We start from the raw sequence: 15494 nt of genomic DNA on the forward strand, positions 1-15494 counted from the left end.
CTACTACCAGCAGCGGACTGGGAGTAGCCTTTTGGTTGTCTATTACTTAAGATAGCTCATAAATAAGGTGGCGATAGAGAAAAAGATTAGCAAGCCGGTTGCGTCTTTTATGGAGGTGACCATGGGGCCTGAACCATAGGCCGGGTCGATGCCAAGTCGGGTGAACACTAGTGGTACACCCGTGCCGACAACGGTGCCGACTGTCACAGTGGAGAACATCGCGGTGCCGACTACTAAGCCTAGGATTGGCTGTTGCCAGAGAGCGACGACTATGCCAAGGGTTGCGCCACAAACGGTGGCCATAATTAATCCGACGCGTACTTCCTGAGCAAAATATCGAATTTGTTCCCTGGCTGTGATTTCGCCAGTGGCTACGCCGCGCACAAAGACTGTAGAGGCCTGGGTAGCCGCATTACCGCCCATATCCATGATCACGGGAATAAACATCGCTAAGATAACCACAGCCTGGATGGCCTCGGCATAGGCGCCGACTATGCTTCCAGATATAAGCCCGGCAAACAGAGTTATAACTAGCCATGGTAGGCGTTGCGCTACCTTTTTCAAGACGGGGGAATGCACGGGGTCGAGATTCTCCATGCCCGCCGCACCTCGGCTACGGAAGATGTCCTCCGTGGCTTCCTCTTGCACGACATCGAGAATATCGTCAACGGTGATAATGCCGAGCAGGTGTTGGCAGGCATCGACCACGGGGACCGCAAGCAAGTCGTATTTGGACACAATTTTCGCGACTTCTTCCTGGTCGGCTTCTGGGCCCACGGTGATTAGATTGTCTTCCATGATATCTTTGAGAATAGAGGAAGAGGAAGTTAAAATCAGCTGTCTCAAGCTCACGACGCCGACTAGGCGTTCTTGTGAGGTGACATATACATAGTAAAGGCTAGAATTTGCTTCACTGACGTGGCGGATGGCGGAGATGGCATCATCCACCGAGTGGTGCTGCTCGAGAGAAAGAAACTCGGTGGTCATTAGCCCACCCGCACTATGCTCGGGATAGACCATCAAATCTGTAATTTCCTTGGCCTCATCGTGTGGCATCAGGTTGAGCACCGCTTGGGCTTCTTGGGGGGATAGCTCGCCCACAAAGTCAGCAATGTCATCAGAGGACATGCTTTCGAGGATCTCGGCTGCTTTGATGCTGCCTAAATCGGCTAAGAGTGATTGTTGTAGGCGCGCCTCCAGATTCTCGAAAACTCTGGCGCCGTCCTCATTAGATAACTGCAAGATGACTGCCTTCTGTTCCTTGCGGTCAAGGAAGACCAGCAAATCGGCAATGTCTGCGGGCTGTAGTTCTTCAAACAAGAGGTCAAGAAGCTCGGGCCTGCCCTGTGTGATGGCAGACTTAATTTGAGATACGACATTTTCTTGATTCCATGTCAATGTTAACCCTCCTCAATTCTTTGTTCAGGAGGGCTCTCCCTGTGGCGCGGTGGCAAGTGGAGAGCCTCCGGGTTCTGCGACATCAGCTTTTCGACTACCGTCTCCGTCCACTTGCACCACCACCTTTCTTGCCTCAGTATAGCACTAGGGCACAGCCTCGTCTAGTCATGTGTACAGATAGGAGCACACCCTTACTGTTTTGGGGGAGATGTTTTCTGTCGTAGATGCCTTGGTGGGCGATACTTACTCACCAAGCCACGACTCTTCTTGCCACTATCTGCTTGCTCAATGTAGCCTAGCTCTTCAGCGAGCTCGTAGCGGAATTTCTCCACGTCCTCTTCCTGGCCTCTGTCTTTATTCATGTTTTCACCTCACAGGGAGTATGCCAATTGCCTGCGAAAATAATGCTCGCAGCAGGAGAATTGGGTTTTCTGCCGAATCAAGCAAAGGCTACACTCTATAGTGCGGACGAGAGGGGGACACAACTTGGACAGTAAGGATTTTCTGCGGATGATGGTTGAAGCGACGGGGGTATCAGGCCACGAGACTCCGGTTGCCGCCTTGATCAAGGATACGTTTCTGGCTCTAGCTGACGATGTACGCATCGATGTTATGGGCAATGTGGTGGCACAAAAAAAGGGCGAGGGCGAGGACGACATTTCCATCATGTTGGCTGCGCACATGGATGAGATTGGACTCATGGTGACAAAGATTGATGAGAGGGGATTCCTTAAATTTATCGCCATCGGCGGCATCGACCAACGGACACTAGTAGCACAGGAAGTAATAGTGCACGGCAAAAGAGAACTCATCGGCATTATTGGCATGAAGCCGCCCCATCTCATGAGCCCAGAAGAAACACAGGTAGCTGTAAAGATACAGGACATGGTCATCGACTTGGGCCTATCGCACGATGAAGTGCGGCAGCTAGTCTCGATTGGCGATGTAGTGACCATAAATAGAAAATTTATACCCTTAGCGGGTGACTTTGTGGCCGCCAAAGCCATGGACGATAGGGCTGCTGTGGCGGTGCTCGGGGAATGTTTACAGGTGCTCAAAATGATTCGTCACCAAGCTGACGTCTATGCGGTAGCGACTGTGCAAGAGGAAGTAGGACTAGGGGGTGCCTTAGTCAGCACCTACCGTCTTAAGCCGCACATTGGCATTGCCATCGATGTTTGTCACGGCGAAATGCCCGGTGTTCCGGAACAGGACACTGCACCCATGGGCAAGGGCCCAAACATTGCCCTCGGCGCTAATATTCACCCTAAACTATACGAACGTTTGGTGGAAGTAGCTAAGGAACACAATATTCCTTATACCCTTGACCCGTTGCCTGGTGCATCGGGAACCGACGCCTGGGCCATGCAAGTGACCCGCGCTGGTGTACCTACTGCGCTCGTTTCTCTGCCCTTGCGTTACATGCACACCTCAGTCGAGACCTTATCTATGTCAGACATCAAGTCCACAGCCCGACTCCTGGCCTACTTTATCGCCAGTGTCGACAAGTCTTTTGTGGAGGGATTACTATGCTATTAAAGAAGCTCTCCGAAGCTTTTGGCCCTTCTGGTTGTGAAGGTGACGTCAGAAATGTTCTGCTCGAGGAACTAACCCCCTATGTGCAGGAATGGCAGAGAGACGCCTTAGGCAATCTCATCGCTGTCAAACCACACCCACGGGGGCCACGAGTCATGCTGGCGGCACACATGGATGAGTGCGGCCTCATGGTCTCGTCTATAGACCGTTCTGGTCTCTTGCGCTTTCGCAAAGTGGGAGGGATTGACGACCGCGTTCTGGTTTCCAAACATGTAGTGATTGGTCCAAAGAAAATTTCCGGCATCATTGGTGCCAAAGCCATTCACTTGCAAAAGCCTGAGGAACGTAGCCAAGTGATACCTCTCAGTGGCCTCTACATCGACATCGGCGCTAAAAGCAAGGAAGACGCGGAGAAACTCGTCAAAATAGGGGATTATGCGGTATTCGCCACAGAGTACAAGGCTCTAAGCGATACGGTGGTGGTAGGCAAATCTTTCGATAATCGCGCCGGCTGCGCTATCTTAGCAGAAATCCTCAAAGAGGATTTTGCCCTAGACCTTTTCGGTGCCTTTACGGTGCAGGAGGAAGTTGGTTTGCGCGGAGCAGGGGTGGCGGCTTATGGGATTAGTCCGGACTTAGCCATAGTGCTGGAAGGTACAACCTGCAATGATCTTCCTCCCAGCAAAGAACATGGTTACTGCACCACTCTAGGCGGCGGCCCGGCGTTAACCGCCATGGATGCTTCCGTTATTTGCGACAAAGCCATGATTGGCGAACTGCTACGGCTAGCCAAAGAAAACGATATCCCCATACAGTTTAAACGCTCGATTACAGGAGGCAGTGATGGTGGTCGCATCAATCAAACCAAGGACGGTATACCCGTGGTTGTGATTTCTGTACCCTGTAGGTACATCCATTCGCCTGTTTCCATGCTCAGTCTCACAGACTTTAACCATACGCTGCAGCTTGTCAAGTTGTTTCTTACGAGCATTGCTGAAGGAGGATTCACAAGATGAAAGATCTCATTAAAAGGGTAGTTGAAACCTACGGACCCGCTGGCAATGAGCGTCGCATCAGGGAGCTTTTGCAAAGCGAGATTGCGCCATTTGTCGATGAAATGAGGATTGATGCTCTAGGCAATCTAATTGCTTTGAAACGCGGCGGCGGCAAGAAGCTGATGCTAGCTGCGCACATGGATGAAATCGGCGTCATGGTGACTCACATCGATAAGAATGGCTTTCTACGCTTCTACCCCGTGGGTGGGTTGTCGCCCTTGACTTTGCTTGGCAACCGAGTGGTGTTTGAAAATGGCACCGTGGGCGTTATTGGCGCTGAAAAGTTAGAGGCCCAAAAAGACCTCACCCTGCACAAATTGTTTATTGATATTGGGGCGACCTCCAAAGAAGAGGCCGAAACGAAAGTTGGCCTCGGTGACGTAGCTGCCATGATGCGTGAATTTGCTGATCTAGGCAAGCGACTGGTTGCCAAGGCCATGGACGACCGTATCGCCTGCGCTATCCTAGTAGAGGCTCTAAAAGAGGTCAAGCATGCAGCCTATGATATCTATGCAGTTTTTACGACACAGGAAGAGGTAGGTCTCCGCGGGGCAAGGGTAGCAGCCTATGGCATTACTCCAGACCTTGGTATTGCCGTTGATGTCACCCGCACAGGCGATACGCCCGAAGCCATGGTCATGGACGTGTCCTTGGGCCAAGGTCCTACAGTTAAAATTCGCGATTCTAGCCTTATCTGTACACCTTCAGTACGCAAATTCATGGAAGAGGTTGCCGTGCAGAACGGAATTAAGTACCAGCTGGAAGTTTTAGAAGCGGGCGGCACAGATGCAGGAGCTATACAACTGACTAAGGGAGGCATTCCAGCTGGGGTTATGTCCATACCCTGTCGCTATATTCATACGGCCAGTGAGATGGTGGATTACGACGACGTTTTAAATGGGGTTAAGCTGCTTACCCACATCATGGAAACCGAATTTAAGGGCTAGTGGCCTGGCAAAGACACTAAAGCACGCCCTCTCGGGGCGTGCTTTAGTGTGCACCAATTTTACGGCCAGTTCATAACATGTAAGGTCACATACTGCAGGAAAAGGGGGAGAATCCTATGACTGACCCGCGTCTGGTGTTAGGCGTGGGACCTCAGGCCGACGTTAAAGAAATTCGCCAAGTCTATAGAAGGTTGGTTAAGCTTCATCACCCCGATGTTGGGGGGCATCCGGAGCATTTTAAAGAAATTACCGCCGCTTACCTGCGCCTCTCTGCGCGAGCCACACATCCCGCCCTGGCCGGGGTTTGTGACCACAGGGTGAGGGTTGTGTACGGGCGGGGGACCGGAGGTCAGCCTTTCTACATAATGCTGCGCAAACTTCTTAGTCACAAAGTAGTGTGGCACAGTGCCAGAATTAGGCTTGCCCTGCCGCTGGCCTGGGCGTTGACCATACCGACCGTGGTCTGGTTCATTAATCCCTACGCTGTCATGATCATGGGAGCGATTGTGCTACTGGGTGGGCGAACTTCATACCGCAAGTTCTAGGCTGGTTTCTGCACGACAGCCTAGAACAGAGAGGAATTTGTCGCGAGAAAGCGAATAAACAATAGACATGGAAGAACTCGAAGCAACGACTTTACTAGAGAGGTGTTAACGTGGAATTTAGAAGAGTATCTAAGTACAAGGGCGTTGCCATTTGCGCGCTTTTCCTCATCGTTGGCCTGTTCATAGGAGCTACCAGCCAATTTATCATGGGACCGAATGTAGCCATTATTTTATCTAGGCTTGGTTTCCCTATCGACCCCGAGTTGTCAAAGCTACTCGCCGTGCAAGACCTGGTGCTAGAGCGCCACGTTTCTCTTGAGCTCGATCCGAGTGCCATGATGGAAAATGCCATACGGGGGATGTTGACGAGGGTGGATGGAGGCTATACGCGCTATGAAAGCCCCGATGAGGCCAGAGAGACCACGGAACAGGGGGCAGGGGAGTACTCTGGCATAGGTGTATCTGTACGGATGGTGGAGGATCAGGTGCATATTGAGAACGTGTTTCGCGGTAGCCCCGCCCAAGGAGCTGGGTTGCTACCACGAGACGTCATTATTGCCGTGAACGATGAAAACATCAGAGGACTCTTGATCAGGGATATTACCGGCCGCATAAAGGGACCAGTAGGGACTGATGTGCACTTGACGGTCTTCCGTCCAGCACTCAGAGACACGCTAAATGTGACCATTACACGCGCGCGTATTATTGTGCCCGTTGTAGAGGCTACAATTGTAGAGCCGGGCTTGGCCCATGTAGTGCTCACGCAATTTACTACCACGGCCACAGAGCAAATGCGTAGCACTCTGCAAAACCTAGAGCAGCAAGGCGTAAAGCACATTTTACTTGATCTGCGCTTCAACCCAGGTGGGCACACCGCGGTCGTAGAAGATATCGCCGACTTCTTCCTCGAGCCAAATCTAGTTATTTACAAGACCATCAACCGTGAGGGTGTAATTACCGAATACAGGACGAACCAGCCGAAGTTGTTTCAAGGAGAGGTGACCCTGCTAGTCAATCAGGGCAGTGCCTCAGCTTCAGAAATACTGGCCGGAGCTCTGCGCGATCATCGCCAGGCAAAAGTCTTGGGCGTAACGACCTTTGGCAAGGGCACAGTGCAACAGGGCTTCTCACTTCTCGACGGCTCTCGCGTGTGGATTACCGTACAGACCTACAGGACGCCAAAAGGTGTGGACATCAATGACGCCGGGATTGTTCCTGACGTCGTAATTGAAGCCACCGAGCCTCTGGCAGAGGACAAACAACTAGAAGACGCGCTAGAGTATGTCAAAGAAAATCTTCTCAACAACTAAAAGTAATTGCAGAGCGTGGTGGCTGTAACGTGATTCTCATGCATTATGGAGTAGCACTCATTGTGGCGTACTTGGTAGGGGCCTTTCCTACCGCCTATGTCGTAGGCAAGACGCGCAATATCGACATTACCCGCCACGGTAGCGGCAATGTGGGCGGTACGAACGCCTTGCGCGTCATGGGCGTGGGCCCGGGGGTTACTGTTGCCTTGTGTGATTTTCTTAAGGCTGCTGTGCCCACCTATCTGGCGACGCAAGTAGCAGACATAGCCTTGTGGCAAGTGCTGACCATTGCCGCGGCCACGGTTATCGGCCATAATTGGTCGGTCTACATTGGCTTTAGAGGGGGTAAAGGCATTGCCTGCACTATAGGTGTCAGTGCCATTTTGTACACCCCGGTGCTACTGGCCTCCCTTGCGGTGGCCGCCTTGGTCATGTATTTAACCCGCTACGTCTCAGTGGGGTCGCTACTCATGACCACTTTGATACCGGTAATTTTGTTCCTGTGGCGCTTTGACGCACCCTACATTGTATTCGCACTGTTTATTATGGTGTTAGCCTTTTACCGCCACAGAAGTAACATCGTCCGACTAATGCAAGGCACCGAAAACAAGCTCGGCAAGAGCAAAAAATAAAAAAAGCACTGCTCCCAAGAGCAGTGCCGTTTCTTTTTGGTGGCAGGGGCAGAGGGACTCGAACCCACAACCAACGGTTTTGGAGACCGCTACTCTACCAATTGAGCTATACCCCTATGCGAAAACCTACTTCATTATACAAGAGCAGAGCACCTTGGTCAAGTGATTGCCGGCGGCTCCGTGCACTGAGAAGTGATTATCGCAATACTCTTTCATTTACAAATACCTACAAAGGCGTTGAGATAGGGAGCTAGGACTGATAAAATCATGATGCGGCATGGCACCAACAAGCAAAGGGGGAGTCTACCTGAGCAACATTATCTATCTCGATGGACAATTCGTATCAAAAGAAGAAGCCAAGATCTCAGTCTACGACCACGGTTTACTCTACGGCGATGGCATCTTTGAGGGTCTGCGCGTCTACAATGGGCGCATTTTCAAACTTGAAGAACATATCGAGCGCCTCTATGAGTCCGCAAAATCCATCATGCTCCACATTCCCATGTCCATGTCGGAAATGATTGAGGCCCATGCCGAAACAGTCAAGCGAAACGGTTTGCGCGATGTCTACATTCGTACCCTTGTCACTCGCGGTGTTGGGAGTCTCGGTATCGATCCGCGCTCATGTCCTAGAGCAAGCGTCATTATAATTGTTGATAAAATTTCTTTATACCCAGCCGAGCTCTATGAAAAGGGGATTGATGTCGTCACTGTCGCCACCCGTCGTCCCGCCGTGGATGTGCTTAGCCCCCGCGTGAAGTCACTAAACTATCTCAACAATGTTATGGCCAAAATAGAGGTAGCAAGGGCGGGTGCCTTTGGTGGCATTATGCTCAACAATGAGGGCTTTGTAACAGAGGGAACAGCCGACAATATTTTTATCGTCAAAAAAGGGGTGCTCTACACTCCGCCGAGCCATGTGGGTATACTGCAAGGCATTACCCGCGACACAATTATGGAGATGGCCCGCGAGGCAGGCTACACTGTAGCGGAGCAAGTCTTTACGCGACATGATGTTTACATTGCCGATGAAGTGTTTTTCACCGGCAGCGGCGCTGAGGTCATTCCGGTGGTCAACTGCGACGGCCGCGCCATAGGTGACGGCACTCCGGGGATAGTGACTCGCCACTTCATTCAAGCCTACCGCCAGCTGGTTAATTCAACTGGATACCAAGTACTTGCCTAGCACGCTGAGAAAGTAAGCCAATCTTAGTGCGCCGGAAAATAAGCCAAAAAGTAACCGTCACTGCGCGGTTACTTTTTAATTTCACGGTAATCAGGCTCTCTCCGTTCTAGTTAACATAATATACATTATACGACACAACGTAAAGGCGATGGAGGAGCCGCCTTAGGCTCCTCCATCGCTATCACTTACTGAGCTAACCTTTTGTACAGAGCGATACGTCTTTTGGCATCTTGCTCGGCGGCGGCAAACAGTTCTTCGGCCGCAGAGGGAAACTCGCGCAGCAAGGTCGTATACCTAGACTCCCCTGTCAAAAACTCACGGAAGTTGTAGGTCGGCTCCTTAGAGTCAAGGGTGAAGGGGTTCTTGTCTTGTTCGGCCAGCTGCGGATTGTAGCGGTACAGCGGCCAGTAGCCAGACTCCACCGCCAGCTTGCCCTCATTTTGGCTAGCTGACATGTTGATGCCGTGAGCTATGCAAGGAGAGTAAGCAATAACGAGCGAAGGACCATCATACTTTTCTGCCTCGACAATGGCATTCAAAGTATGGTTGCGATTGGCACCACTGCTGATTGAGGCCACATAGACATAGCCGTACGACATAGCCATAAGACCAAGGTCTTTCTTGCGCGTGCGTTTTCCGTTGGCGGCAAACTTGGCCACGGCTGCCGTGGGCGTTGCCTTGGAGGATTGTCCGCCGGTATTGGAATAGACTTCGGTATCTAGCACCAACAAGTTGATATCGACCCCTGAGGCAATAACATGGTCTAAACCGCCAAAGCCAATGTCGTAAGCCCAGCCATCACCCCCAATAATCCAGATGGACTTCTTGGTGAGATGGTCCTGTAGCTCTAAAATACCTTGCAGGGCATCCTTAAGACCACCCTCAGCGCCTTCTAAGAGGTGTGGGATGAGCGCGCGCAATTTGTCGCCGTGGAGACGTGACTGCTCAGCGTTCTTCTTGCCTGCTAGCCAGCCTTCTGCCGCTAGCTTGAAGTCATCGTGGTCGATAGCCTTAGCCTCTGTAATTAGCTCTGTCAGCTTGTCACGCTTTTGCGCCACAGCAAGAGCCATACCATAGCCAAACTCGGCGTTATCTTCAAACAAGGAGTTGGCCCAGGCAGGACCATGCCCCTCTTTATTCGTGGTATAGGGGCAGGACGGTGCACTACCGCCATAAATAGAGGTACAGCCCGTGGCATTGGCAATCATCATCCGTTCGCCGAAAAGTTGTGTAATGAGTTTGATATAGGGGGTCTCACCACAACCGGCACAGGCGCCGGAGTACTCAAACAAGGGCTTCTTAAACTGGCTGTTCTTAACCGTAGTGGGTTCAAACACAGCCTGCACTTCTGGCAAGGCCTCGAGGAAGGTGAACTTGGAAGTTTCATCTTCTAGCACCTGCTCGAGATTTTGGAGAACGAGGGGCTTTGGCTTAGCCGGGCACACTTGCACGCAGTTACCGCAGCCAGTGCAGTCGAGTGGTGAAACTTGAATGAAGTACTGTAGCCCTGCGAATTCCTTGCCGAGAGCGTTCTTACCCGGCATATTTCCGGGCGCGGATGCCAGATCACTGCTCTTAGCCAGGTAAGGCCTTATGGCTGCATGGGGGCAGACAAAGGAGCATTGATTGCACTGGATACAAGTATCGGGCACCCAGACTGGAATATCGACGGCAATGCCCCGCTTTTCGTACTTAGTTGTGCCAAGTGGGAACACTCCGTCATCACTAAACTTACTCACGGGCAAATCGTCACCTTTAAGTGCGACCATAGGACGCATAACCTCTGTGACAAAGGTCGGTTCATGTAGCTTTTCCTCTACAGTATTGTTTAGGCCGTCACTTGCCCAAGATGCAGGATAGTCGACCGCAGCGAGCAGGGACGCGGTGCGATCGACGGCGGCGTAGGTTTGTAGAACCACGTCGTCACCGCTCCGTGGCGGCAAAGTCTTATCCTCGCCCTCAGATCTCCACGATGAAGGGTAGTTTACCGCCGTCAGAGCGGCCACGGTGCGGTCGACTGCGGCGTAGTTTTGCAGAACCACGTCGTCGCCTTTACGTCCGTACGTCTTTTTGATGGCGTCTTTGATGTGGGCGATGGCCTCATGGCTAGGAATGACGTCTGCCACTTGAAAGAAGGCCACTTGCATGATGGTGTTAATGCGACCCCCCTGCCCTGCTTCTTGAGCGATTTTCACCGCGTCAATATTGTAGAACTTGAGGTTTTTGTTGGCAATGGTGTGCTTGATACTGTCAGGTAGTCTATGCTCTAGTTCCTCTAAAGACCAAGGCGAGTTGAGCAGAAACACCCCACCCTCTTTAATGTCAGCCAGCAGGTCGTAGCGAGTTACATATGAGGGGTGGTGACAGGCGATCAAATCAGCTTGGTCAACAAGGTAGGGGGAGGTAATAGGGCTCGGCCCAAAGCGCAGGTGAGAAACGGTGACCCCGCCAGATTTCTTGGAGTCGTAGACAAAGTACCCCTGCGCGTAGAGCTCAGTGTTATCCCCGATTATCTTAATTGAGTTCTTGTTGGCTCCTACAGTGCCGTCAGCACCTAGCCCAAAGAACTTACAGCGATACTGACCTTCTGGCGCGGCATCAATGTACTCGGCAACTGGTAGCGAGGTATGGCTCACATCATCGACGATACCCACGGTAAAGTGATTTTTCGGTTGGTCGGCAGACAAGTTGTCAAAAATAGCCTTGACCATGGAGGGTGTGAATTCTTTTGAACCGAGGCCATATCTTCCGCCGACGATGATTTTCTGCTGGCCCTGCTCGGCAAAAACGGTACAAACGTCCTGATATAATGGCTCACCCAAAGATCCTGGCTCCTTGGTACGGTCCATGACAGCAATCCTCTTAACTGAGGCGGGTAAAGCACTGAGAAAATGTGCCGCACTAAAGGGACGATAAAGGCGTACTTTAAGAACGCCGACTTTTTCGCCTCTGGCATTAAGATAATTTACAGTCTCCTGCACTGTCTCCCCGCCAGAACCCATAATCACTACAACACGATCGGCGTCAGCTGCACCAACGTAGTCAAATAGGCGATATTTTCGTCCGGTTAGCGCACCGACCTGCTGCATCACAGCCTCGACAATTTGTGGCGTCGCTGTGTAGTAATTGTTGCTGGCTTCGCGACCTTGAAAGTAGATGTCTGGATTTTGGGCCGTGCCGCGTTGCACAGGATGCTCGGGGTTCTGTGCACGGCTCCTAAAGTCTCGCACTGCGTCCATGTCCACGAGCTTGTACATATCGCTGTAATCTATCTCTTCGATCTTCTGAATTTCATGCGAAGTACGGAAACCATCGAAGAAATGCAAGAAGGGAATCTTGCTCTTTAAGGTCGCCAGATGTGCCACCAAGGCTAGGTCCATGGCTTCTTGAACCGACTCAGAGGCCAGCATGGCAAAGCCTGTTTGGCGCGTGGCGTAAACGTCTGAGTGGTCGCCGAAAATGGACAAAGCATGTGTAGCTAGAGCACGTGCCGAGACATGAAAGACAGTTGGCCAAAGTTCTCCAGCGATCTTGTACATATTGGGAATCATGAGCAGCAGACCTTGCGAGGCCGTAAAGGTAGTGGTTAGCGCACCGGCTGCAATTGCGCCGTGAACAGCTCCTGCGGCACCCGCCTCTGACTGTAGTTCCGTAACCCTTAGAGTCTGTCCCCACATATTTTTGCGGCCGTAAGCCGCCCATTCATCTGCAACTTCCCCCATATTTGATGATGGCGTAATGGGATAAATGGCTGCAACATCGCTAAAGGCGTAAGCAACGTGTGCTGCGGCGGTGTTTCCGTCAATGGTGACTTTACGTTTTTGCATGTTTTTCACCTTTCCTTTTTCGCATGATGTCGTACTGTATACAGTATAACTGAAGTTGGCGCACAAGTCTGCCCTACAACTTACCGTCGTAGAAAATAATTAGCCTAGCTAATTACCAAAGTAATTAGCCTATAACAATATTTACTAAGCTACCTTTCACGACAATTACTTTACGCACTGTAGCCCCCGTGAGAAACGGCAAAACCTTCTCCGCTTGCATAGCCATGGCCTTGACGGTCTCCTCATCAGCATCGCTCGGTACCTCTACTTTGTCGCGGAGACGGCCATTAACTTGCACCGCCAGCTCCACAACTTCCCTGACTAAGGCCGAGGGGTCACATTGCGGCCAGGGCTCGTTGTGAACCGATGTTACATGCCCTAAATCTGCCCAGAGCTCTTCTGCCAAGTGTGGGGCAAATGGGGCGAGCAAGCGCACAAAAGTCCCTACCACCTCGCGCACGAAAGTGGCATTGTGAGTAGGCGCCTCGGCGTCATAGCGATATAGTGCGTTCGTTAACTCCATGAGGCGTGAAACGCAGGTGTTAAAGCCGAAATCAACGACATCATTGGTTATGCCTTGAATAGCGCGGTGTAAGGCGTAATTTAGTTCTTTTTCATGCCTGCCTAGGGGCTGCGATTTAGAACCTTGGTACTCCCCCGCCCTTTCGACGACTCGCTCCACCCTCTCCACATAACGGGTTATGGCCTTGATGCCATTGTCGTCCCAGGGACCACCTTCAAGGTAGTTAAAGCCGAAAAGCAGGTACAACCTAAAGACATCACCACCGAACTTCTCAATATATGGATCCGGAGAAACCACGTTGCCCTTAGATTTACTCATTTTTTCTCCATCAGCTCCGAGTATGATACCCTGGTGCACCAGAGATTTAAAGGGCTCGGTAAAGCTCACATAGCCCATGTCCTTAAGTGCCATGACGATGAATCGAGCATAGAGCAGATGCATTACGGCATGCTCAGGGCCGCCCACGTACATGTCGACAGGGAGCATTTTGTTAATCCACAGAGGGTTCCACGCTTCGTTTTCGTTATTGTTGTCGGGATAACGTAGGAAGTACCAAGACGAGTCGACAAAGGTGTCCAAGGTATCGGTTTCTCTTTTTGCTTTTTCGCCGCACTTAGGACATGTCGTGCTCCAGAACTCCTCAGATTTCGCCAGAGGAGATTGCCCGTCAGGTGAAAAATCTACGTCATATGGTAGCAAAACCGGCAACTCGCTGGTTGGGACCGGCACGGTGCCACAGCACTCACAGTAGACTATCGGTATGGGCGCACCCCAGTACCTTTGACGGGAGACAAGCCAGTCTCGCAAGCGATAGGTCGTGGTATGGCGGGCTTTACTCCCCTGCGCCTGCAACGCATCGACAATTGTCTGGCGCGCGACTTCCGAAGTTAACCCTGTGAAAATGCCGCTATTGACCAAGATACCGTCGTCGACAAAAGGTAGCTCCTCCTCGGTGTGCGAAGTCGGTCCACTGATGACTCGCCTAATCGGCAAACCAAAGGCCCTGGCGAAGTCATAGTCTCTGGTATCGTGTCCTGGCACTGCCATCACGGCACCAGTGCCATAGCTAGCGAGCACATAGTCGGCCGTCCATACGGCAAGGCGCTCTGCCGTCACGGGGTGCAGCACATAGGCGCCAGTAAAGAAGCCGGTCTTATCCTTGGTGGTGGAGAGGCGATCTATTTCACTCTGTTTCTTGGTCATTTCCTGATAGTTCACTACTTCCGCCAGGCAATCAGCAGTGGTGATTTTGTCGAGAAGTGGGTGCTCTGGGGCGATCACAACATAAGTACAACCGAGCAAAGTGTCCGCGCGGGTGGTAAAAACCTCTACTGCCTCACCGCTATTCTCTAAATTAAAGACGAGGGTAGCACCATGGCTCTTACCGATCCAGTTTCTTTGCATCGCCTTCGTTTTATCGGGCCAGTTAATGTGTGCATGACCTGCTAAGAGCTCTTCGGCATAGGCCGTGATCTTAAAGAACCACTGCGTCAGGTTTCTCTTAGTAACCTCCATGCTGCAACGCTCACATACACCATGCTCCACCTGCTCATTAGCCAAAGAGGTATTGCAACTAGGACACCAATTGACCGGCGCTTCCTTGCGGTACGCTAGCCCATGCTCGAAGAGTTTAAGAAACAACCATTGCGTCCACTTGTAGTAGCTAGGGTCGCAAGTAACTACCTCGTAGTCCCAGTCAAAAGAGGCTCCCATGGCGCGTAGCTGCCGCCGCATGGTATCGATGTTGCTCATAGTCGAGTCTTTTGGGTGTATACCCGTTTTAATGGCATAATTCTCAGCGGGCAAACCAAAGGCGTCAAAGCCCATGGGATGAAAAACTTCATGTCCTTGCATGCGTTTTACTCTCGCCCAAGAATCGGTTAGGCCAAAGTTCCACCAATGCCCCACATGCAACTTGGCTCCAGAGGGGTACGAGAACATCTCTAGGCAGTAGAGCTTCTTCTCAACCTTGCTGGGGTTAAACTTGTAGAGGTCGTTTTCATGCCACAAGGCTTGCCACTTGATGTCCGTGTGCTTACCGTACTTTGCCATGGTTCGCATCTCCTTTTCCTATAAAAAATAAGGCCTTTCATCTCAGCTAAGAGACGAAAGGCCTTGCTTCCGCGGTACCACTCTAATTGACGCCGAAGCGTCCACTCGTAGCAGGTAACGGTGCTACCCGGTTCCAACTCCAAGGTGAGAGGTAGGACGGAGCGCAACTGTCTCGCACCAGACGACAGCTCTCTTGTGCACTGCACACCCCACGATTCCTTATCACCGTTGTTGTTAGAATACTAGCATGCCCTGCTGCCCATGTCAACTCGCTAATTGTTGTCGAGACCGAGGGCGTCCTTAGGACAGGCCACGACACAAAGTCCGCAGCCCTTGCAGCGAGCGTCATTGACTAGAACCTTTTTCGACTCAGGAAGAAAGGCGATAACATTAGCTTCTGGGCAAACAAAAATACACATTTTGCATCCGATGCACTTCTCTTTATCTAGCTTAACAGCCACATACATAGTGTTACGGCCTCCT

General features: G+C 51.5%; 12 protein-coding genes and 1 tRNA gene. 7 read left to right on the top strand and 6 right to left on the bottom strand.

Going from position 1 to position 15494, the window contains the following annotated elements:
* Positions 1-42: 42 nt before the first annotated feature.
* On the bottom strand, positions 43-1398 hold the full coding sequence (gene mgtE / locus KGZ92_08910) for a magnesium transporter (GenBank protein MBS3889382.1): 1356 nt from the start codon (positions 1396-1398) through the stop codon (positions 43-45).
* A gap of 191 nt (positions 1399-1589) precedes the next feature.
* Positions 1590-1760 carry a hypothetical protein gene (locus KGZ92_08915; GenBank protein ID MBS3889383.1) on the bottom strand — a complete coding sequence of 57 codons (171 nt, stop codon included), beginning with the start codon at positions 1758-1760 and terminating at the stop codon, positions 1590-1592.
* A 124-nt stretch (positions 1761-1884) separates the two neighbouring features.
* Here KGZ92_08915 and KGZ92_08920 point away from each other — a divergent pair, with 124 nt between their 5' ends.
* The 6 genes from KGZ92_08920 to plsY all read left to right on the top strand — a co-directional run bounded on the left by KGZ92_08920 (position 1885) and on the right by plsY (position 7423).
* On the top strand, positions 1885-2937 hold the full coding sequence (locus tag KGZ92_08920) for a M42 family metallopeptidase (protein MBS3889384.1): 1053 nt from the start codon (positions 1885-1887) through the stop codon (positions 2935-2937).
* Positions 2928-3950 (top strand): M42 family metallopeptidase, encoded by a 1023-nt coding sequence (locus tag KGZ92_08925; protein MBS3889385.1) that lies wholly within the window; start codon positions 2928-2930, stop codon positions 3948-3950. Before KGZ92_08920 ends, KGZ92_08925 begins: the two co-directional genes overlap by 10 nt.
* On the top strand, positions 3947-4936 hold the full coding sequence (locus KGZ92_08930) for a M42 family metallopeptidase (protein MBS3889386.1): 990 nt from the start codon (positions 3947-3949) through the stop codon (positions 4934-4936). The genes KGZ92_08925 and KGZ92_08930 overlap by 4 nt, the downstream gene beginning before the upstream one ends.
* A gap of 116 nt (positions 4937-5052) precedes the next feature.
* Positions 5053-5481: a J domain-containing protein gene (locus KGZ92_08935; protein ID MBS3889387.1), complete on the top strand. Its 429-nt coding sequence runs from the start codon at positions 5053-5055 to the stop codon at positions 5479-5481.
* Between the two features lie 110 nt (positions 5482-5591).
* Complete coding sequence (locus KGZ92_08940; GenBank protein ID MBS3889388.1) at positions 5592-6791, top strand: PDZ domain-containing protein; 1200 nt, start codon at positions 5592-5594, stop codon at positions 6789-6791.
* 29 nt (positions 6792-6820) lie between these two features.
* Complete coding sequence (plsY, locus tag KGZ92_08945; GenBank protein MBS3889389.1) at positions 6821-7423, top strand: glycerol-3-phosphate 1-O-acyltransferase PlsY; 603 nt, start codon at positions 6821-6823, stop codon at positions 7421-7423.
* A gap of 40 nt (positions 7424-7463) precedes the next feature.
* On the opposite strand, the gene KGZ92_08950 is transcribed toward plsY, so the two are convergent.
* Positions 7464-7539: transfer RNA gene (locus KGZ92_08950), tRNA-Trp, on the bottom strand.
* Positions 7540-7700: 161 nt separating this feature from the next.
* Here KGZ92_08950 and ilvE point away from each other — a divergent pair.
* Positions 7701-8609 carry a branched-chain-amino-acid transaminase gene (gene ilvE, locus KGZ92_08955; GenBank protein MBS3889390.1) on the top strand — a complete coding sequence of 303 codons (909 nt, stop codon included), beginning with the start codon at positions 7701-7703 and terminating at the stop codon, positions 8607-8609.
* Positions 8610-8794: 185 nt separating this feature from the next.
* Here the strand turns inward: ilvE and nifJ are convergent, their stop codons facing one another.
* The 3 genes from nifJ to KGZ92_08970 all read right to left on the bottom strand — a co-directional run bounded on the left by nifJ (position 8795) and on the right by KGZ92_08970 (position 15478).
* Positions 8795-12436 carry a pyruvate:ferredoxin (flavodoxin) oxidoreductase gene (gene nifJ, locus KGZ92_08960; GenBank protein MBS3889391.1) on the bottom strand — a complete coding sequence of 1214 codons (3642 nt, stop codon included), beginning with the start codon at positions 12434-12436 and terminating at the stop codon, positions 8795-8797.
* A gap of 124 nt (positions 12437-12560) precedes the next feature.
* On the bottom strand, positions 12561-15011 hold the full coding sequence (gene leuS / locus KGZ92_08965; protein ID MBS3889392.1) for a leucine--tRNA ligase: 2451 nt from the start codon (positions 15009-15011) through the stop codon (positions 12561-12563).
* Between the two features lie 272 nt (positions 15012-15283).
* Complete coding sequence (locus KGZ92_08970; protein ID MBS3889393.1) at positions 15284-15478, bottom strand: 4Fe-4S binding protein; 195 nt, start codon at positions 15476-15478, stop codon at positions 15284-15286.
* Positions 15479-15494: the final 16 nt, after the last annotated feature.

The sequence above is a fragment of the Bacillota bacterium genome, assembly GCA_018333655.1.
GTDB lineage: Bacteria > Bacillota > UBA994 > UBA994 > UBA994 > BS524.